Genomic DNA, 20,076 nt, shown 5'->3' on the forward strand with positions numbered 1-20,076 from the left:
CATATGAGACTGACCTCAAAAGGACGTTACGCTGTGACAGCCATGCTAGACGTGGCGTTGCATGCAGAGCAGGGGCCCGTTCCCCTGGCTGATATTTCAGAGCGCCAGGGCATCTCCTTGTCCTATCTGGAACAACTGTTTGCCCGTCTGCGCAAGCATGGACTGGTGAGCAGCGTGCGCGGCCCGGGCGGCGGTTATCGCCTCGGCCTGGCCCCTGGCGAGATCTCGGTAGGTCAGGTGATCACCGCGGTCGATGAGTCGGTCGATGCGACCAAGTGTCTCGGCAAGGGTGGCTGCCATGGCGGTACCCAGTGTCTGACCCACTCCCTGTGGCGTGACTTGAGCGAGCGCATTTCCAGTTTCCTGGGTGACATCACCCTGGCGGAGCTGGTCGGCCAGGCCGATGTGCGCCGCATCGCCGGCAAGCAAGATGAACAAATGAAGACCGTGTTGTCCCTGGTTGACCGGGCAGAACGCGGTGATGTGAGCTTGAAAGTCCAACTATAAACGTGCTTTCCACGACGAGTCGCTGTGTGACTCCGTCGTAACGGAGAAAAACATGAAACTGCCTATTTACCTTGATTATTCGGCAACCTGTCCGGTGGACCCGCGTGTCGCAGAAAAAATGATGCAGTGCCTCACCATGGACGGCCTGTTTGGCAATCCTGCCTCCCGCTCTCACCGTTTCGGCTGGCAGGCCGAAGAGGCGGTGGACCTGGCCCGTAATCAAGTGGCAGAGCTGATTGGTGCAGATCCTCGCGAGATCGTCTTCACCTCCGGCGCGACCGAATCCAACAACCTGGCCATCAAGGGCATAGCCCACTTCTATGCTGGCAAGGGCAAGCACATCATCACCTCCAAGACCGAACACAAGGCGGTGCTCGACACCTGCCGTCAGCTGGAGCGTGAAGGCTACGAGGTGACCTACCTCGAGCCGATGCCCAGCGGCCTGTTTACTCTGGAGCAGATCGAAGGCGCCCTGCGCGATGACACCATTCTGGTCAGCATCATGCACGTCAACAACGAGATCGGTGTGGTGCAAGATATCGCCGCCATCGGCGAGCTGTGCCGCTCCCGCAAGATCCTGCTGCACGTGGACGCAGTCCAGAGCGTGGGCAAGATCCCGGTCGACGTGGAAGCGCTGAAAGTGGATCTGCTCTCCATGTCCGCCCACAAGGTATACGGCCCTAAGGGCATAGGTGCCCTGTACGTGCGCCGCAAGCCGCGGGTCCGTCTGGAAGCCCAGATGCACGGTGGTGGTCATGAGCGCGGCATGCGCTCCGGCACCCTGGCGACCCACCAGATCGTCGGCATGGGCGAGGCCTTCCGCATCGCCAAGGAAGAGATGGCGAGCGAGAGCCAGCACATCATGGCCCTGCGTCAGCGTCTGTGGAACGGCATCAAGAACATCGAAGAAGTCTATATCAACGGCGATCTGGACCATCGTGTCCCGGGTAACCTGAACGTCAGCTTCGCCTATGTGGAAGGGGAATCCCTCATCATGGCGCTGAAGGATCTGGCTGTCTCTTCCGGTTCGGCCTGTACCTCGGCCAGCCTGGAGCCTTCCTACGTGTTGCGCGCCCTGGGCCTGAACGACGAGCTGGCGCACAGCTCCATCCGTTTCAGCATCGGTCGCTTCACCACAGAGGAAGAGATCGACTACGCAATCAAGCTCATCTGCGACTCCATCGGTCGTCTGCGCGAGATGTCTCCCCTGTGGGAGATGTTCAAGGACGGCGTCGATCTGAACACGGTCGAATGGGCACATCACTGATCCTTGCCAGCGTGGCAAGTGTTTGGTGAACAACGGAATTAGCAGGAGTTAGATATGGCTTACAGTGAAAAAGTAATCGACCACTACGAGAATCCCCGCAACGTCGGTGGTTTTGACAAGAACGATCCCAGCATCGCGACCGGCATGGTCGGCGCCCCGGCCTGTGGCGACGTGATGAAGCTGCAACTGAAGATCAGCGACGACGGCATCATCGAAGATGCCAAGTTCAAGACCTACGGCTGTGGTTCCGCCATCGCCTCCAGCTCCCTGGTGACCGAGTGGGTCAAGGGCAAGACCCTGGACGAAGCCGCCGGTATCAAGAATACCGACATCGCCGAAGAGCTGGCCCTGCCACCGGTGAAGATCCACTGCTCCATTCTGGCGGAGGATGCCATCAAGGCCGCCATCGCCGATTACAAGCAGAAGAAAGGTCTCTAAGGTTCGGAGAGCAGTATGGCCATTACCATGACAGATGCCGCAGCGGCACGGGTTTCCTCTTTTATAACCAACCGGGGCAAGGGCATAGGCCTGCGCCTCGGCGTTAAGACCACCGGCTGTTCTGGCCTTGCCTATGTGCTCGAGTTTGTGGATGAGCTGGCCGCTGAGGATCAGGTGTTCGAGCAGAACGGTGTCAAGATCATCGTCGATGCCAAGAGCCTGATCCATCTGGATGGCACCGAGCTGGACTTCGTCAAGGAGGGCCTCAACGAGGGCTTCCAGTTCAACAACCCGAACGCCAAGGGCGAGTGCGGTTGTGGCGAGAGCTTCAGCGTCTAATCGATGAAGCCGGCAGCCTGCTGCCGGCTTTGCCGTTCAAGATGGATGTTGAGCAAGGCACTAGCCTTCGAGTCTGAGGACACAGAATGAATCATTTCGAGCTGTTCGGGCTGGCAGAGGGCTTCGAGCTCGATACCCGCCAGCTGGCAGACACCTACCGCCAGTTGCAAACCCGGTTCCACCCCGATCGTTTTGCCACCGCCCCCGAGCGGGAGCAGTTGGCCGCGGTGCAGCGTGCCGCCCAGATCAACGATGCCTTCACTACCCTCAAGTCCCCCCTGCGCCGAGCCGAATACCTGCTCTCCCTGCGCGGCACCGACATTCGAGGCGAGCAACAGACTCTGCAAGACACCGCCTTCCTGATGCAACAGCTGGAGTGGCGCGAGCGTCTGGCTGACCTGAAAGGGAATGCGAGTCCTGAGCGTGCCATCGAAGATTTTCGTCGCGAGATCAGGCATGATCACCAGTCTCTGATGCAACGGCTGACCGACGCCCTCACCGCGGGTGAAGATCTGACGGCGGCCGATTGCGTGCGCAAACTCAAGTTTGTCGACAAGCTCCTCGAGGAGCTGGAACGATTCGAAGACTCGCTGTTCGAGTCTTGACCCTCTAACGCTGGAATTGTGATTACCCATGGCATTACTGCAAATCGCCGAGCCCGGCCAGAGCGCCGCGCCTCATCAGCACAAACGTGCCGTTGGCATCGATCTCGGCACCACCAACTCCCTGGTCGCCGCCGTCCGCAGCGGCCAGGCCGATACCCTGTGTGACGAGCAAGGGCGCGATCTGCTGCCCTCTGTGGTGCACTATCAAGCTGCCGGGAGCCAGGCCGACGCCATCCGGGTGGGCTTTGATGCCAAGCGCGAAGCCTCCCTCGATCCCCACAACACCATAGTCTCGGTCAAACGGATGATGGGCAAGGCGCTGGCCGACATGGATACCCGTCAGCAGCCTTACGAGTTCGTGGCCGCCGACAACGGCATGCCCCAGATCCAGACCCGCCAGGGGCTGGTCAATCCGGTGCAGGTTTCGGCCGAGATCCTGAAAAAATTGGCCGAGCGCGGCGCAGCCTCCCTCGGCGGCGACCTCGATGGCGTGGTCATCACTGTGCCCGCCTATTTCGACGACGCCCAGCGCCAGGGCACCAAGGATGCGGCTCGTCTGGCCGGCCTGCACGTGCTGCGGCTGCTCAATGAACCCACTGCCGCCGCCATCGCCTACGGCCTCGACTCCGGTCAGGAAGGGGTGATCGCCGTCTATGACCTCGGTGGTGGCACCTTTGACATCTCCATCCTGCGCCTGCATCGCGGGGTATTCGAGGTGATGGCCACCGGCGGCGACTCGGCGCTGGGGGGCGATGACTTCGATCACCTGCTTGCGGACTGGATCAAGGCGCAAGCCGGCCTGAGCGGCCAGCTCGATGCCCGTACCCAGCGCGAGCTGCTGGACGTGGCGGCGGCGGTCAAGCACGGCCTGACCGATGCCGACCGCGTTTCCTGCACCTTTGCCGGCTGGCAGGGGGAGGTGAGCCGCAGCCAGTTCGACGAGCTCATCATGCCGCTGGTCAAGCGCACCCTGCTGGCCTGCCGCCGCGCCTTGCGCGATGCGGGGCTCGAGCAGGTGGAAGTGCTGGAAGTGGTGATGGTGGGGGGCTCCACCCGGGTGCCGCTGGTGCGCGAGCAGGTGGGGGAGTTCTTCCAGCGTACGCCGCTGACCAGCATAGATCCGGACAAGGTGGTCGCCATCGGCGCCGCCATCCAGGCCGACATCCTGGTGGGCAACAAGCCCGATGCCGAGATGCTGCTGCTGGACGTCATCCCGCTCTCTCTGGGTCTTGAAACCATGGGGGGGCTCGCCGAGAAGGTGATACCGCGCAACACCACCATACCGGTGGCCCGCGCCCAGGAGTTCACCACCTTCAAGGATGGCCAGACTGCCATGGCCATCCACGTAGTGCAGGGAGAGCGCGAGCTGGTGGCGGATTGCCGCTCCCTGGCCCGCTTCACCCTGACCGGCATTCCGCCCATGGCGGCCGGCGCCGCCCACATTCGCGTCACCTTCCAGGTGGATGCGGACGGGCTGCTGTCGGTCAGCGCCATGGAGAAGTCCTCCGGCGTGCAGGCGGAGATCCAGGTCAAGCCCTCCTATGGCTTGGCGGAAGAGGACATCCTCAGCATGCTGAGCGCCTCCATCGCCAATGCCCAGCAGGACATGGATGCCCGCATGCTGGCGGAGCAACAGGTCGAAGCCGATCGGGTGGTGGAGAGCCTCAATGCGGCGCTGGCCGCCGATGGCGAGGCGCTGCTGAGCGCCGCCGAACGTGCCGAGATCGATGCCGCGATCACTCATCTGCTGGCCATGCGTGCCACAGGCACAACCAATCAAATCAAAGATGCCATCGAGGCGGCGGATGCCGTCAGTGGCGAGTTTGCGGCCCGTCGCATGGATGCCTCCATTCGCAAGGTGCTGACCGGCCAAAACGTCAACAAGGTGTAATATGCCAAAACTGATCATTCTGCCTCACCCCGAACTCTGTCCGGACGGCGCTGCCCTCGAGGGTGCGACCGGTGAGACCATACTGGACATCGCCCTGCGCAACGGCATCGAGATCGAGCATGCCTGCGAGAAGTCCTGTGCCTGTACCACCTGCCACTGCGTGGTGCGGGAGGGGTTTGACTCCCTCGAGCCGAGCGATGAGCTGGAAGATGACATGCTGGACAAGGCATGGGGACTGGAGCCGGAATCCCGTCTGAGTTGCCAGGCCCGTCTGGCGGACGAGGATCTGGTGGTGGAGCTGCCCAAGTACACCATCAACCTCGCCTCCGAGCGTCATTGATTGACCCGCTAATTACACATGAGTGAATTGCGCGTGCAGCATCCCATGGTGCAGTGATGATATGGTGAAGGCCGTACCCCTCGGGGGAACGGCCTTTTTTGTCTCCGTTACCCCGCGTTGTTAATGAATCGTGCCAAGAAAAAAGGAAGCAAGAGAAGATGGCTGACATGATGAAGGTACTGTTATCCGCCCAGGCCGCTGCCGCCGTCTGGGGTGAAGGCGCCCTGCTCAGTTTCAGCGGTGAGGAGACCCTGATCCACCTGGGCGCCACCGCCCAGCAGCAGGATGCCTTGCGCACCATTCAGCGGGCAGCCCGCCGCCTCGAATCGAGTGGCATCAAGCGGGTGAGCCTGGCCGGTGAGGGCTGGGATCTGGAGCGTCGTTACGCCTTCGCCCAGGGGTTCTATGCCGCCAAGGGGCAGCGTGAACTGGACTTCGGCGAGCAGAGCGCGGCGCAGGCCCGCGAGCTGGAGGCGCTGATCAAGGCGACCCGCTGGGTGCGCGAGGTGACTAACGGTTGCCCGGAAGAGATCTACCCCATGAGCCTGGCGGAGTCCGCCCTGCTGCTGATCCGCGGCCTGGGTGGCGATCAGGTTACCGCCCGCATCACCGCAGGAGAAGCCCTGCGGGAGGCCGGTCATATCGGGATCTGGTCGGTGGGCCGCGGCAGCGAGCGCGAGCCCGTGCTGCTGGAGCTGGACTACAACCCGACCGGGGATCGCAACGCCCCCGTGGTGGCGGCACTGGTGGGCAAGGGCATCACCTTCGACTCCGGCGGCTACTCCATGAAGTCCTCTGACAACATGCTGCCGATGAAGTCCGACATGGGCGGTGCCGCCATGGTGACCGGTGCCCTGGCGCTCGCCATCAGCCGCGGCCTCGACAAGCGGGTGAAGCTCATTCTCTGCTGCGCCGAGAACCTGGTCTCCGGCCACGCCTTCAAGCTCGGTGACATCCTCACCTACAAGAACGGTGTCTCGGTGGAGATCCAGAACACTGACGCCGAAGGTCGCCTGGTGCTGGCCGATGGCCTGCTGGCGGCTTCCGACAGCGGCGCGGCCCACATTCTCGATGCCGCCACCCTGACCGGCGCCGCCAAGACGGCGCTGGGCCGCGACTACAACGCGGTGTTTGCGCTGGATGAGGCCGAGCAAGCGCGCGCCCTGGCCGCCGCCAAAGCCGAGAACGAGAAGGCGTGGCCCCTGCCGCTGGAACCCTGGCATGTGGGTCAGCTCACCTCGGCCTTCGCCGAGCTGGGCAACGTCGCCTCCGCCGAGGGCACAGCCGGTGCCACCACGGCGGCCGCGTTTTTGTCGCGCTTCGTGCGTGACGAGGGCAAGGGCTGGGTGCACCTGGATCTCGCCGCCTCCTATCAAAAATCCGGCAACGAGCTGTGGGCGACCGGCGCCAAGGGCCACGGTCTGCGCACTATCGCTCGCTGGCTGCAGGAGGTGGCTGAATGAGTGTCTGGCTGAATCAAGAACTTGGGGATGGTTTGGGACACCCTGCGCAAGGGGTCACGGCCTGTGCATTATCGGTAGCTGGTGGGTTGCAGGAGGTGACTCAATGAACATCTGGCTGAGCCGTGAGTTTGCCGCCCCCGAGTGGGGAGAGGGGGCACTGCTTTCCCATCGCCCCGACGGCATGGTGATCCACCTGGTGACGGCGTCGCCCTTGCTGGACATCCAGCAGGCGGCCCGCCGCCTCTGTGGTCAGGGGATCCAGAAGGTGGCCCTGTGCGGTCACTGGGAGCGCGAGCAACAGTGGGCCTTCGCCCAGGGGTTGCAGACCCCCAAGGCAGAGGTGGAGCTGCAGTGGGCGACCTCGTCCGAAGAGGACAGGGAGGAGCTGGAGGCACGCTGGCTGTGCGGGCGCTGGGTGCGCGAGATGACCAATGCGACCCCGGAGCAGCTGGGCCCGCTGGAGCTGGCGGTGGAGGCGGCGGCCTTCATCACCGAGCTGGCGCCGGACAGGATCAGTCATCGCATCCTCAAGGGGGAGGCGCTGCAACAGGCGGGTTGGGTCGGTCTCTATCAGGTTGGCCGCGGCAGCGATCGCGAGCCCGTGATGCTGGAGCTGGACTACAACCCCACCGGGGATCGCAATGCCCCCGTGGCGGCGGCCCTGGTGGGCAAGGGGATCACCTTCGACTCCGGCGGCTACTCCATGAAAACCTCCCAGGGCATGCTCACCATGAAGCATGACATGGGGGGGGCGGCCATTGTCACCGGCGCTCTGGCGCTGGCCATACTGCGCGGCCTCGACAAGCGGGTGAAGCTCATCCTCTGCTGCGCCGAGAACCTGGTCTCCGGCCATGCCTACAAGCTGGGTGACATCCTCACCTACAAGAACGGCACCACGGTCGAAATCGTCAACACAGACGCAGAGGGGCGCCTGGTGCTGGCGGACGGCCTGCAGCTCGCCGGTGAATCCGGCGCGCCCCTCATCATTGACGCCGCCACCCTGACGGGGGCCGCGGTAATGGCGCTGGGGGGACGCTACAACGCCCTGTTTGGTCTGGACAAGGGGCTGGTGAGCCGCGCCATGGCCTACTCGGATGCGGAGCAGGAGCCGGCCTGGCCGCTGCCGCTCGAGCCCTGGCACCGCCAGCAGTGCCCGTCCCACTATGCCGATACGGCCAACAGCCGTCCGGTGCCGGGCGGTGGCCCGGGCGGCGCCTCCAACGCGGCGGGCTTCCTCTCCCGCTTCGTCGGCAATGAAGGACGGGGCTGGCTGCACGTGGATCTGGCCGCCTGTTTCAGCGAGAACGGTGACAACCTCTGGGCCCCTGGGGCCAACACCCTGGGGATGCGCACCATAGCGCACACCCTGCTGGCGGAGACGCGCCGAGGGGCATGACAAGGCGAAAGGGCACCTCGGGGTGCCCTTTTCAGTGGTGCTGGTTATATGAGCAATAGATAAGGTTTTAGCGGGTTAGCGTGACTATCGTGCACAAGCGCACATTTTTTCTCAGTGCCATGGCACAAGATGAGTCACCATGTTGTTTCAAGGAATTATTTGTTTAATAAAAAGTTGCTTTTTTGTGTGTTATTTCGTTTTTTGTTTACGTATAATCGCCGCCGAACATGGATTCCTACAATAAAACTCTGTAGTTAAGGAAAGAACTCAATGGCTATCGAACGTACCTTCTCTATCGTCAAGCCGGACGCGGTCAGCAAGAACCTGATCGGTGCCATCTACAGCCGCTTCGAAAGCGCCGGCCTGAAAGTGGTCGCCGCCAAGATGCTGCACCTGAGCAGCGAGCAGGCCGCCGGTTTCTACGCCGAACACCAGGGCAAGCCTTTCTATGATGGCCTGGTCGCTTTCATGACCTCGGGTCCCGTCATGGTACAGGTGCTGGAAGGGGAAGACGCCATTCGCCGTCACCGCGAAATCATGGGCGCCACCAACCCGAAAGAGGCCCTGGCCGGTACCCTGCGTTCCTGCTACGCCGAGAGCATAGATCGCAACGCCGTGCACGGTTCCGATGCCCCGGCCTCTGCCGCCCGTGAAATCGCCTACTTCTTCTCCGACGCAGAGATCTGCCCGCGCGGCTGATTTTCGTCAGAAGATCAACAAGGGAGCCTCGGCTCCCTTTTGTTTTTTGGTCATTCGGTCAATATCCCCTTATTCTCCAGGTGGAAAGGCAGACCCATTATTTGTACAATGCCGCCCCCTGACGTAGGTCAGCCGATAATTTATGAAGTGTGTGAGCTGAGGCCCTTGATGAGCGAAACAAAAACCAACCTGCTGGATCTCGATCGGGATGCCATGCGTGCCTTCTTCGTCGAGCTGGGCGAGAAGCCGTTCCGGGCAGATCAGATAATGAAGTGGATCTACCACTCCGGTTGTGATGACTTCGATCAGATGAGCAACGTCAACAAGGCGTTGCGTGAGCGTCTCAAGGCCATTGCCGAGATCCGCGCCCCCGAGGTGAGCCGCGAGCAACGCTCCGCAGATGGCACCATCAAGTGGGCCCTGCAGGTCGGGGATCAGGAAGTCGAGACCGTCTACATCCCGGAGGCGGATCGTGCGACCCTCTGTGTCTCCTCCCAGGTCGGCTGCGCCCTGGCGTGCACCTTCTGCTCCACCGCCCAGCAAGGTTTCAACCGCAACCTGAAGGTTTCCGAGATCATCGGCCAGGTCTGGCGCGCCGCCAAGATAGTCGGTGGCAAGCGCCCCATCACCAACGTGGTGATGATGGGCATGGGCGAGCCGTTGCTGAACCTCGCCAACGTGGTGCCGGCCATGAGCCTGATGATGGATGATTTTGGTTTTGGCATCTCCAAGCGCCGCGTCACCCTCTCCACCTCCGGTGTGGTACCGGCACTGGACATGCTGGGGGACCAGATCGACGTGGCCCTGGCCATCTCCCTGCATGCGCCGAACGACAAGCTGCGCTCCGAGATCATGCCGATCAACGACAAGTACAACATCGAGGCTTTCCTGGCGGGTGTGCGCCGTTATCTGGCCAAATCCAACGCCAATGGCGGCCGGGTGACGGTGGAGTATGTGCTGCTCGATCATATCAATGACGATATGCAGCATGCCCACGAGTTGGCGCAGGTGCTCAAAGAGACCCCTTGCAAGATCAACCTGATCCCCTTCAACCCCTTCCCGGGCAATCCGTTTGGCAAGCCGAGCAACAGCCGCATCGACCGTTTCTCCAAGGTGCTGATGGAGTACGGCCTGACCGTCATCGTCCGCAAGACCCGCGGGGATGACATAGACGCCGCCTGTGGCCAGCTGGTGGGGGAGGTGATCGACCGCACCAAGCGCACCATGAAAAATCGGATGCAACAGGATGGGATTTCCGTCAAAATGGTTTAACTCGCTAAGCCATTGTATAGACAGGAAATGGATATCCGTACATTGATCGTAGTGGCAGCGCTCTGCGCGCTGCCTGGCTGTGTCACCGAGACCACTTACGCTGGCCAGAATTCGACCCAGCGTGAAGTGGGTCCCGACTTCAAGGCGGCTGCCCAGACCCGTCTCGATCTGGGTATTCAATACCTGCGTCAGGGCAATGCCGAACAGGCCAAATTCAACCTTGACCGCGCCCTCCAGTACGATCCCAGCAACCCTCAGGTCTATATCGGCTTCGCCTATTTCTACCAGCAGGTATCCGATTTCAAGGCGGCCGAGGAGAACTACAAGAAGGCACTGGCCATGGATCCGACCAATGCTGACGCGATGAACAACTACGGTGCCTTCCTGTGCAACCGTGGGCGTTTCGAGGAGGCGGAGAAGGCATTCCTGCAGGCGGTCAGCCAGCCAGATTACGTCAAGATCGCCGATACCTACGAGAATGCGGCGCTCTGCTCGGTGCAAAATAACAGAAATGACAAGGCCAACGAGTACTATCGTCTGGCCTTGGGGTATAATCCCCGCAATCCAAGGTTATTGCTGGACATGGCCGAGCTTTCCATGAAAGATGGCAAGCTGCCTGATGTGCAGTCTTACCTCGTGCGTTTTGCCGAAGTGGCAGACGAAAACGAGGAGAGCCTCTGGCTCCGGCTGCGGCTGGCCCAGGCCATGGACAAACCGGCATTACTTCACCAATTCGGGACTGAGCTGGTAAGGCAATATCCCACTTCGCAACAAGCCAAGCGTTACTTAGCCAATGACTACTGAACAGCCACACGATTTTCAAGACGACTCCCAGGCAGTGGGCCCAGGCCAGCTGCTGCGCAACGCCCGTGAACAGCTTGGCTGGACACGAGAGCAGGTTGCGTCCCGCATTCACCTTCGTCTGACTCTGATCGCCGCCATCGAGGCGGATACCTACGACAAGCATACGTCCCACACCTTCATTCGCGGCTATCTGCGCGCCTATGCCAAGCTGGTCGGCATTCCCGAGGAGACCATACTCGCGGCCTACGACAAGCTGGGACTGACGCCGCCCGATAACATCGACATGCAGAGCTTCTCCCGTCGCTCCCGCCAGCAAGCCAACGATAGTCGGCTCAAGGTGGTGACCTGGCTGGTGATCCTGGTGCTGATCGCGCTCTCCATCGCATGGTGGTGGCAGAGCACTGCACGTCGTTCCGCCGGGGATGAAGCCCTGGCGGCGAGCGAAATGGGCACGGAGCAGACGATGTCTGTCGCCAGCGTGACGCCCGCTGTGGATGTCGCCGACCCCGTATTGCCCGTGGCCTCCGACGCCGTGGCGACGGAAATTGTGGTGAGTGACGCCGCCGCCACTGTGCCTGCCGTCGTTGCCGCGACCAGTGCCGCCCTGTCTACCGAGACCTCGGCTGCTGAGGCGACCCTGTCACCGGCAGAGACGGCTGCCACCAAACCTGGCAAGGCGCCCCAGCTCAAGATGAGCTTCACCGCCGACTGCTGGCTGGATGTCAAGGATGCCAACGGCAAGACCCTGTTCAGCGGTCTGAAGAAGGCGAACGACGAGCTTGTGCTGGAAGGACCCGAGCCACTCAGATTCATCATTGGCGCGCCCATGGCGGTCAATCTCGAATATCAGGGCAAGTCCTTCGACATGAGCCGTTACAACAACGGCCGGACTGCTCGCTTCTCACTGCCGCAGGAGTAATCTGTCCGCCATGTCCGCTCACGAATCCCCCATTATTCGTCGTCAATCCAGGCAGATCATGGTCGGCAATGTGCCGGTTGGGGGCAATGCCCCCATCACGGTGCAAACCATGACCAACACCAAGACCACGGATGTCGCCGCCACCGTCGAGCAGATCCAGCGGATCGAGCGGGTCGGTGCTGACATAGTCCGGGTCTCGGTACCCACCATGGAAGCGGCGGAAGCCTTCAAGCTCATCAAACAGCAGACCCGCATTCCCATCGTCGCCGACATCCACTTCGACTACCGCATCGCCCTGAAAGTGGCCGAATACGGTGCCGACTGCCTGCGCATCAACCCGGGCAACATCGGCAACGAAGAGCGGGTGCGCGCCGTGGTCGACTGTGCCCGTCATTACAACATTCCGATCCGCATCGGCGTCAACGGCGGCTCCCTGGAGCGTGATATCCAGGAAAAGTATGGCGAGCCGACCCCGGAAGCCCTGCTCGAGTCTGCCATGCGCCACGTGGATTACCTGGATCGCCTCAACTTTGAGAATTTCAAGGTGAGTGTCAAGGCATCCGACGTCTTCCTGGCGGTCGGTGCCTATCGCCTGCTGGCCAAGCAGATCGACCAGCCGCTGCACCTGGGGATCACCGAGGCGGGCGGCTTCCGTGCCGGCGCGGTGAAATCCGCCATCGGGCTCGGCATGCTGCTGGCCGATGGCATAGGCGACACCATCCGTATCTCTCTGGCCGCAGATCCGGTGGAAGAGGTGAAGGTGGGCTTCGATATTCTCAAGTCCCTGCGCATTCGCTCCCGCGGCATCAACTTTATCGCCTGTCCCTCCTGCTCCCGTCAGGAGTTCGATGTGATAGGAACGGTGAACGCTCTGGAAGAGCGGCTCGAGGACATCATCACCCCGATGGACGTCTCCATCATCGGCTGCGTGGTGAACGGCCCGGGCGAGGCCCTGGTCTCGGATCTGGGGCTGGCGGGCGCCGCCAACAAGAGTGCCTTCTACGAAGGGGGCCAGCGGGTCGACCGGCTCGACAACAAGGATCTCATCCCGACCCTGGAGCGCCGTATCCGCGCCCGGGCGGCCATGCTGGATCCGGCCAACCAGATCCAGGTGGACAAAGGTTGAACCATTGAGGGGCCACCTGGGGTGGCCCCGGCTTTAGGTTGTTGATTTTAAATCCCGCATCCGGGCACCCTGATTTTACCTCGGGGCCGAAAATCCCTATAATGCGGCCAAATTTTACCTCTTTTTCTCGAGTATCAACGTGGCAAAACAGATCCAAGCTATTCGCGGTATGAATGATTGCCTGCCGGAGCAGAGCCCGGTATGGCAGAAAGTGGAACAGATCCTGCGCCAGGTCGTCGCCAGCTACGGCTACAGCGAAGTGCGCATGCCCATCGTCGAACAGACACATCTGTTCAAGCGCGCCATCGGTGAAGTGACCGACGTGGTCGAAAAAGAGATGTACACCTTTGAAGACCGCAACGGCGACAGCCTGAGCCTGCGTCCGGAAGGGACCGCCAGCTGCGTCCGTGCCGGCATCGAGCACGGCCTGCTCTACAACCAGGAACGCCGGATGTGGTACATGGGCCCCATGTTCCGTCACGAGCGTCCCCAGAAGGGCCGTTATCGTCAGTTCCACCAGTTCGGGGTCGAGCTGTTTGGCATCAACGGGCCTGACATCGACGCCGAGCTCATCATGCTGACCCACCGCCTGTGGCGTCTGTTCGGCATCAGCGATCACGTCACCCTGCAGCTCAACACGCTCGGTCAGAGCGACGAGCGCGCCGCTTACCGCGATGCCCTGGTGGCCTACCTGGAGCAGTACAAGAGCGAGCTGGATGAAGAGAGCCAGCGCCGCATGTACAGCAACCCGCTGCGAGTGCTCGACTCCAAGGACGAGAAGGTACAGGCCATTCTGGTGGGTGCCCCCCGTCTGTTCGATCACCTGGGTGAAGAGAGCCTGGCCCACTTCGAGGGGCTCAAGCGCCTGCTCGAGTCTGCCGGCATCCAATACGAGGTGAACGAGCGTCTGGTGCGCGGCCTCGACTACTACAACCTCACCGTGTTCGAGTGGGTGACGAGCAGCCTGGGCGCCCAGGGCACAGTCCTGGCCGGAGGCCGTTACGACGGCCTGGTGGAGCAACTCGGCGGTCAGGCGACCCCGGCCGTGGGCTTTGCCATGGGCATGGAGCGTCTGGTGCTGATGCTCGAAACGCTGGAACTCAACGCCGACATCCGCCCGGCGGTGGATGTCTATCTGGCCATGGTGGGCGAGGGCACCGAGCAGGCTGGCTTCCAGCTTGCCGAGCGCCTGCGCGATGCACTGCCGGACTTGCGCCTGATGAGCCACTGCGGTGGCGGCAACTTCAAGAAACAACTCAAGCGTGCCGACAAGAGCGGCGCGGCCATTGCCCTGATCCTCGGCGAGACCGAGGTGCAAAGCGGGGAGATCACCATCAAATATCTGCGTGGCCAGGCCGAGCAACAGACCGTCTCGGTCGATGCCGCCATCGCCCTGCTGGCAGCTAAAGGAGAGTAAGCTGTGGAAGTGTATACCACTGAAGAACAACAGGTTGAGGTCATCAAGAGCTGGTGGAAAGAGAACGGCACCTCGGTACTCGCCGGGACTGTGATCGGTCTGGCCGGCCTCTTTGGCTGGCGTTACTACAACGAGCTGCAGCAGACCAATCAGGAAGCCGCCTCCCAGGCTTATAACGCCATGACAGCCCAGCTCGCCAAGGGTGGCGATGCCGCCCTTGAGCAGGCCAAGAGCTTCATCAGCGCCCATCAGGGCGACGCCTATGCGGAGCTGGCTGCCCTGCAACTGGCCGCGGCTGCGGTCAAGGCGGGCAAGCTGGATCTGGCCGCCGAGCAGCTGACCCAGGTGGCCGCGAACGGCGACGAGAGCATCAAGCCCATCGCCGCTCTGCGCCTGGCCCGGGTGCTCAAGGATCAGGGCAAGGCCGACGAGGCCCTGGCCCAGCTTGGCAAGATCAACAACGACGCCTTCAAGGCCCAGGTAGCGGAAGTGCGTGGTGACGTGCTGCTGGGGCAGGGCAAGCCCGAAGAGGCGCGCGATGCCTATCAGGTGGCGGCCGATGCCGGCGGCCTGCAGAGCAGCGCCGAACTCAAGCTGAAGATGGACGATCTGGCACTGCCAGCGGTCACTGCGGGTGAGGCTCCGGATGCGTAATCTGTACAAGAAAATGGCGCTGGGGGTGGCAGTCTCCCTGGCCCTGCAGGGTTGCTCCCTGTTCAGCTCAGAGGAAGACCTGACCCCGATGGCGCCTCTGCCCGTGGTGGAGTCCGCCTTCAGTGCCGATACCCAGTGGTCCTCCTCCGTCGGGGATGGCATAGGTGATTTCTACTCCCAGCTGCAACCCGTGGTGGAAGAGGATCACATCTATGCCGCCGCCCGTGACGGGGATGTGACCGCCTTCGATCGCAACAGTGGCGAGACCCTGTGGAGCGTGGATCTGGCAGACCTGCCCATCAACGCCGACAAGCGCAGCGCCCGCCTCTCCGGCGGTCTGGTCTCCCGCTACGGCAAGCTGTTCCTCGGCTCCGAGAACGGGGTGGTCTACGCCCTGAACGAAGCGAACGGGGAAGTGCTGTGGCAGACCACTGTGCCCGGTGAAGTGGTGGCGAGCCCCGCCGTCGAGGATGGTCGCGTGGTGGTGCTGACCACCTCGGGCCGTCTGATGGCGCTCGATACCGATGAGGGCAAGCTGCAGTGGACCCTGTCCGAAGAGCAGCCGCCCCTGACCCTGCGCAGCGCCAGCACCCCTGTCATCACCAACGGCGCCGTACTCTATGGCCGTGCCGATGGCAAGGTGGGCATAGCCCTGCTGAGCAACGGCCAGCCGGTGCGCCAGTCCAAGGTGGCCGACCCGCGCGGTGCCACCGAGCTGGATCGCATGGTCGATGTGGACGCCCGTCCGCTGATTGCCGGTGATGAGCTCTATGCCATCGCTTACAATGGCCAGCTGATGGCCCGCAAGCTGATGACCGGTGACGAGGTGTGGAAGCGCAAGTATTCCGGCTACCGCGACATGGCGGTCACCGGCAATGCCATAGTGCTGACCGACAGCCGCAGTCATCTGTTTGCGGTCGACCGTCGCAATGGTCTTGAGCTGTGGTCCAACACCCAGCTGGAAAACCGCACCGTGACCGCTCCCGTCGTCCTGGGTGACTACGTGGTGGTCGGCGATGTGGAAGGTTACCTGTATTGGCTGGATCGGACCGATGGGTCCATCAAGGCCATGCAGCAGCTCGACAGCAGTGGTCTCTATGCCGCGCCCCTGGTGGACGGTGACACCCTGTATGTGCAGAGCCGTGGCGGCAAGTTGTACGCTATCAAGCGTCCCTGATCGCCCGTCAATCTGAATATCCGGCTCCTGGTCTTCGGACCCGGAGCCTTTGTCGTCTTGAGAATGAGGCTTTTATGACTCCTGTAGTAGCCCTGGTGGGCCGCCCCAACGTGGGGAAATCCACCCTGTTTAACCGCCTGACCCGTACCCGGGATGCCCTGGTTGCCGATTTCCCCGGCCTGACCCGGGACCGTAAATACGGCCAGGCGAAGTTGGGCGAGCTGGAATTTATCGTGGTCGATACCGGCGGTATCGATGGTACCGAGGAGGGGATCGAGCTGAAGATGGCCGAGCAGTCCCTGCTGGCCATCGAGGAAGCGGATGTGGTGCTGTTCATGGTGGATGCCCGTGCCGGTTTGACCGCCGCGGATCAGGCCATCGCCGAGCACCTGCGCAAGACCCACAAGAAGGTGTTCCTGGTCGCCAACAAGACCGACGGCATCGACGGTGACTCCGCGGTCTCCGAGTTCTACGGCCTGGCGCTGGGGGAGGTCTACCAGATCGCCGCCGCCCACGGTCGTGGCGTGCTGAGCCTGCTGGAGCTGGCGCTGGCCCCCCACCTTGAGACCCTGGTCGAGGCCGCCGCCGAAGAAGAGGCGCAGGAAGAGGAGGACTTCGACGAAGAAGCCCTGCTGCGCATGGTGGCCGCCGGTGATCTCGACACCCGGGAAGACACCAAGGAGACCCCGTTCGCCGACTTGCCCATCAAGTTCGCCATCGTCGGTCGCCCCAACGTCGGCAAGTCCACCCTGACCAACCGCATGCTGGGTGAAGACCGCGTCATCGTCTATGACATGCCGGGCACCACCCGCGACTCCGTCTACATCCCCATGGAGCGTGACGAGCAGAAGTACGTGGTCATCGACACCGCCGGCGTGCGTCGCCGCGGCAAGGTGCACGAAACGGTGGAGAAGTTCTCCGTCATCAAGACCTTGAAAGCCATTGAGGATGCCAACGTCTGCCTGCTGGTGATAGACGCTCGCGAGACCATCACGGATCAGGACTTGAGCATCCTCGGCTTCGTGCTGAGCAGCGGCCGCTCCGTGGTGCTGGTGGTGAACAAGTGGGACGGTCTGGATCAGAAGGTGAAGGAAGACATCAAGAACGAGCTGGACAGACGCCTGGGCTTCATCGACTTCGCCCGCGTCCACTTCATCTCCGCCCTGCACGGCAGCGGCGTCGGCCATCTGTTCGAGTCCATCAACGAGGCTTACCAGTCCGCCACCCGTCGTACCAGCACCGCCATGCTGACCCGCATCATGCAGATGGCGCAGGAAGATCACCAGCCGCCCATGGTCAACGGTCGCCGCGTCAAGCTCAAGTATGCCCACGCCGGTGGCTACAACCCGCCGCGTATCGTGATCCACGGCAACCAGTTGAACGATCTGCCTGACTCCTACAAGCGGTATCTCATCAACTACTTCCGCAAATCCTTGAAGATCATGGGTACCCCGATCCGGGTCGAGTTCCAGGAGTCGGTCAACCCCTTCGAGGGCAAGAAGAATACCCTGACCCTGAGCCAGGAGCGGCAACGGGATCGCCTGCTCAAGGCGAAGAACAAGAGCAAGAAATAAGCCCTGACGGCTGCCCTGGTGGCAGCCGTTTTTCTATCTGTCGAACGAGGGATGAGCCCAGTGCTCTGCCCTTGAGAGGAGATGACCATGAGTCTCTTGACATGCCCGGCCTGCCAGGCCGAGCTGGACAGCCGCAGCCCCGAGGTGAGCTGCGACCAGTGCCATGCCCGCTATCGGATCCGGGCCCTGTGCCCGACCTGTCAGCAGAGCCTGGAGCGGCTTCGGGCCTGCGGCGCCGTGGATTACTTCTGCAACCACTGCAACAGCCTGGTCTCCAAGCGTGCCGTGCGGTTCGAGGCGATCCCGGCCGAGGCGAGCTGATGGAATAAAAAAACCCGGCCTTGGCCGGGTTTATGCTGTTGTGTGCTCCGCAATCAGCAAGGTATAGGAGCGGTTTCGGTGCCATATCTTGCGTTTCATGTCGGCCAGTTTCAGCTTGCGTCTGGGGCTCCAGGCGCATCTGGTCTTTCTGGTCAACGTGGCTCTTCTGCGTGTTCGCATCTGGTTTTCCTCCCTGGTCATCCCGGCGACGTTGACAGCCCCTGAGATGGGCTGCCATCGGTATCGCAAGTTGATGAATATATTGCAATAAGCCTCTCTCTGACAGGCTCTGGCCTGGGGCAATGGTAACAGAGAATTCCCCAAGGCGACACACCCCGCAGGGCTCAGGGGGTGATGATCTGGCTGACTACCTCGGCGATGATGGCGGGGCGCTGTGCCGGGGCTGCCGGCTCGCTGCCGTCGTCTTCGTCCAGGGTTTCGCGGCGATGGGCCTTCTGCTGCTCGTTGTCGAGCCAGAGCAGGCTCTGGTAGTACTGGCGCACGTTGTTGACGTAGTTGCGCGCCTCGCCACCCCGGGCATAGCCATAGCGCACCTTGCGATGCCAGCGTGACTGCTGCAGCAGGGGCAACACCTCTTTCACGTCGCTCCAGGCATCGGGATTCTTGCCGAGCTGCTTGGTCAGGCGGCGGGCATCCATCATGTGGCCATAGCCGATGTTGTAGGCGGTGAGGGCAAACCACACCTTCTCGTCCGCCGGCACCGAGTCCGGCACCTTCTCCATCATCTCCTGCAGGTAGCGGGCGCCCCCCTTGATGCTCTCTTCCGGGTGGGTTCGATCGTTCACCCCCATCGCCTTGGCGGTGGGCTCGGTCAGCATCATCATGCCGCGCACCCCGGTATAGGAGCGGGCCTGGGGGTCCCAGTGGGACTCCTGATAGCTGATGGCGGCCAGCAGCCGCCAGTCTATGTCCTTGGCGTGGGTCTGGAACAGCGCCTGGTACTTGGGCAGCAGGCTCTTGGCCCGCTTGAGGAAGGTGCGGGTGTCGACGAAATCGAAGTTCTGCACGTGGCCGAAGTACTTCTCGTCGAGCTTGGCGATGGAGCCATCCATGAAGCGCTGGCCGAAGAAGTCGATGATGCTGGCGTAGAGGCTGTCATCGGGCAGCTTGGTCATGGCCCAGGCCACTGTCTGCTTGCTGGCCAGGGTCAGCCCCTCGGTGAGCTCGGGGTAGTAGCGTTGGGTGCGGGCCAGCACAGTGTCCTGCACCACCGTGTAGTCCACCTCGCCGTCGGCGACCTGCTTGAGCAGCTCCTCCACGTCGGCGTCCCGGTTGATGCGCCAGCTCAGATTGGGGTACTGGCTGGCCAGCTCCTTCATCAGATCCTCACCGGTGGAGCCCGCAGGCACCACTATGGTGCCCTTGATGTCGCCGAGATCCTTGGGCCTGGGGGAGCCGTTGCGATAGACCAGCTTGGGGGAGACCTGGTAGAAGCCGGGGCCGAAGCGAAACAGCTTGCGTCGCTCCGGGGTCACCACGATGGCGGCGGCGGCGAGATCCAGGCTCCCCTTCTGCAGCTGTTCGACCAGCTCGGCGGTGGAGTAGGCCGGGACTATGGTCAGCTTGACCCCCAGCCAGTCGGCATAGTGCTGCGCCAGCTCGTAATCGAACCCCTGGGCGGTGTCGTCACGCTGGTAATAGGAAGTGGGACCATAGAGGGTGCCAACACGGATCTCGCCCCGTTGGCGGATCTGCTCCAGCTGGCTGGAGGGGGAATAGAAGTCACAGCCGGCCAGGGCCAGTGTCAGCAACATCCCGATAAACAGTCGAAAAATGCAGCGCAAGTAGGTGAGTACCCTTGTTGAAAAAATCGGCATTTGTCAAAAGAGAGGCACCTTTATACCAG

Annotated in this window: 20 protein-coding genes; 19 read left to right on the top strand and 1 reads right to left on the bottom strand. The window is 62.1% G+C overall.

Features of this window, described 5'->3' with window-relative positions; all coding sequences use genetic code 11:
- The first annotated feature begins 3 nt into the window (after window positions 1–3).
- The 19 genes from iscR (at window position 4) to AB5Y91_RS00615 (ending at window position 18,209) form a co-directional block, all read left to right on the top strand.
- Window positions 4–507: a Fe-S cluster assembly transcriptional regulator IscR gene (gene iscR / locus AB5Y91_RS00525; protein WP_025327241.1), complete on the top strand. Its 504-nt coding sequence runs from the start codon at window positions 4–6 to the stop codon at window positions 505–507.
- Between the two features lie 52 nt (window positions 508–559).
- The gene (locus AB5Y91_RS00530; protein ID WP_163147500.1) at window positions 560–1,774 is read left to right on the top strand and encodes an IscS subfamily cysteine desulfurase; all 1,215 of its coding nucleotides are present in this window, start codon (window positions 560–562) and stop codon (window positions 1,772–1,774) included.
- 54 nt (window positions 1,775–1,828) lie between these two features.
- Window positions 1,829–2,212, top strand: a complete 384-nt coding sequence (gene iscU / locus AB5Y91_RS00535) for a Fe-S cluster assembly scaffold IscU (protein WP_005299770.1) — start codon at window positions 1,829–1,831, stop codon at window positions 2,210–2,212.
- A 15-nt stretch (window positions 2,213–2,227) separates the two neighbouring features.
- Window positions 2,228–2,551 carry an iron-sulfur cluster assembly protein IscA gene (gene iscA / locus AB5Y91_RS00540; RefSeq protein WP_005324290.1) on the top strand — a complete coding sequence of 108 codons (324 nt, stop codon included), beginning with the start codon at window positions 2,228–2,230 and terminating at the stop codon, window positions 2,549–2,551.
- Between the two features lie 86 nt (window positions 2,552–2,637).
- Entirely contained in the window at window positions 2,638–3,156 is a 519-nt protein-coding gene (hscB, locus tag AB5Y91_RS00545) for a co-chaperone HscB (RefSeq protein ID WP_163147502.1), read from the top strand.
- Window positions 3,157–3,184: 28 nt separating this feature from the next.
- Window positions 3,185–5,047, top strand: coding sequence for a Fe-S protein assembly chaperone HscA (gene hscA / locus AB5Y91_RS00550; RefSeq protein WP_368168833.1), 1,863 nt, complete (start codon window positions 3,185–3,187; stop codon window positions 5,045–5,047).
- Between the two features lies 1 nt (window position 5,048).
- Complete coding sequence (fdx, locus tag AB5Y91_RS00555; protein WP_005324284.1) at window positions 5,049–5,387, top strand: ISC system 2Fe-2S type ferredoxin; 339 nt, start codon at window positions 5,049–5,051, stop codon at window positions 5,385–5,387.
- A 158-nt stretch (window positions 5,388–5,545) separates the two neighbouring features.
- Window positions 5,546–6,850 carry an aminopeptidase PepB gene (pepB, locus tag AB5Y91_RS00560; RefSeq protein ID WP_368168834.1) on the top strand — a complete coding sequence of 435 codons (1,305 nt, stop codon included), beginning with the start codon at window positions 5,546–5,548 and terminating at the stop codon, window positions 6,848–6,850.
- A gap of 103 nt (window positions 6,851–6,953) precedes the next feature.
- On the top strand, window positions 6,954–8,246 hold the full coding sequence (pepB, locus tag AB5Y91_RS00565; RefSeq protein ID WP_368168835.1) for an aminopeptidase PepB: 1,293 nt from the start codon (window positions 6,954–6,956) through the stop codon (window positions 8,244–8,246).
- A 270-nt stretch (window positions 8,247–8,516) separates the two neighbouring features.
- Window positions 8,517–8,945, top strand: coding sequence for a nucleoside-diphosphate kinase (ndk, locus tag AB5Y91_RS00570; protein WP_005324280.1), 429 nt, complete (start codon window positions 8,517–8,519; stop codon window positions 8,943–8,945).
- A gap of 168 nt (window positions 8,946–9,113) precedes the next feature.
- Window positions 9,114–10,217 (top strand): bifunctional tRNA (adenosine(37)-C2)-methyltransferase TrmG/ribosomal RNA large subunit methyltransferase RlmN, encoded by a 1,104-nt coding sequence (locus tag AB5Y91_RS00575; protein WP_025327235.1) that lies wholly within the window; start codon window positions 9,114–9,116, stop codon window positions 10,215–10,217.
- Between the two features lie 12 nt (window positions 10,218–10,229).
- A complete protein-coding gene (tapF, locus tag AB5Y91_RS00580; protein WP_106886581.1) occupies window positions 10,230–11,021 on the top strand; it encodes a PilW family type IVa pilus biogenesis/stability lipoprotein TapF in 792 nt (263 codons plus the stop codon).
- On the top strand, window positions 11,011–11,940 hold the full coding sequence (locus AB5Y91_RS00585) for a RodZ domain-containing protein (RefSeq protein WP_368168836.1): 930 nt from the start codon (window positions 11,011–11,013) through the stop codon (window positions 11,938–11,940). Before tapF ends, AB5Y91_RS00585 begins: the two co-directional genes overlap by 11 nt.
- 10 nt (window positions 11,941–11,950) lie before the next feature.
- Window positions 11,951–13,066 carry a flavodoxin-dependent (E)-4-hydroxy-3-methylbut-2-enyl-diphosphate synthase gene (ispG, locus tag AB5Y91_RS00590; RefSeq protein WP_025327232.1) on the top strand — a complete coding sequence of 372 codons (1,116 nt, stop codon included), beginning with the start codon at window positions 11,951–11,953 and terminating at the stop codon, window positions 13,064–13,066.
- Between the two features lie 139 nt (window positions 13,067–13,205).
- Window positions 13,206–14,483: a histidine--tRNA ligase gene (hisS, locus tag AB5Y91_RS00595; protein ID WP_106886583.1), complete on the top strand. Its 1,278-nt coding sequence runs from the start codon at window positions 13,206–13,208 to the stop codon at window positions 14,481–14,483.
- A 3-nt stretch (window positions 14,484–14,486) separates the two neighbouring features.
- A complete protein-coding gene (locus tag AB5Y91_RS00600; RefSeq protein ID WP_368168837.1) occupies window positions 14,487–15,137 on the top strand; it encodes a YfgM family protein in 651 nt (216 codons plus the stop codon).
- Entirely contained in the window at window positions 15,130–16,314 is a 1,185-nt protein-coding gene (gene bamB, locus AB5Y91_RS00605; RefSeq protein WP_106886584.1) for an outer membrane protein assembly factor BamB, read from the top strand. Before AB5Y91_RS00600 ends, bamB begins: the two co-directional genes overlap by 8 nt.
- Window positions 16,315–16,388: 74 nt before the next feature.
- Window positions 16,389–17,888, top strand: a complete 1,500-nt coding sequence (der, locus tag AB5Y91_RS00610; protein WP_106886585.1) for a ribosome biogenesis GTPase Der — start codon at window positions 16,389–16,391, stop codon at window positions 17,886–17,888.
- A gap of 87 nt (window positions 17,889–17,975) precedes the next feature.
- Window positions 17,976–18,209 carry a zinc ribbon domain-containing protein gene (locus AB5Y91_RS00615; protein ID WP_111912231.1) on the top strand — a complete coding sequence of 78 codons (234 nt, stop codon included), beginning with the start codon at window positions 17,976–17,978 and terminating at the stop codon, window positions 18,207–18,209.
- 344 nt (window positions 18,210–18,553) lie between these two features.
- Here AB5Y91_RS00615 and mltF read toward each other — a convergent pair whose 3' ends face one another.
- Entirely contained in the window at window positions 18,554–20,047 is a 1,494-nt protein-coding gene (mltF, locus tag AB5Y91_RS00620) for a membrane-bound lytic murein transglycosylase MltF (protein ID WP_111912205.1), read from the bottom strand.
- Between the last annotated feature and the right edge of the window lie 29 nt (window positions 20,048–20,076).

This window comes from Aeromonas sp. R4-3 (genome assembly GCF_040908275.1).
Taxonomy (GTDB): domain Bacteria; phylum Pseudomonadota; class Gammaproteobacteria; order Enterobacterales; family Aeromonadaceae; genus Aeromonas; species Aeromonas rivipollensis.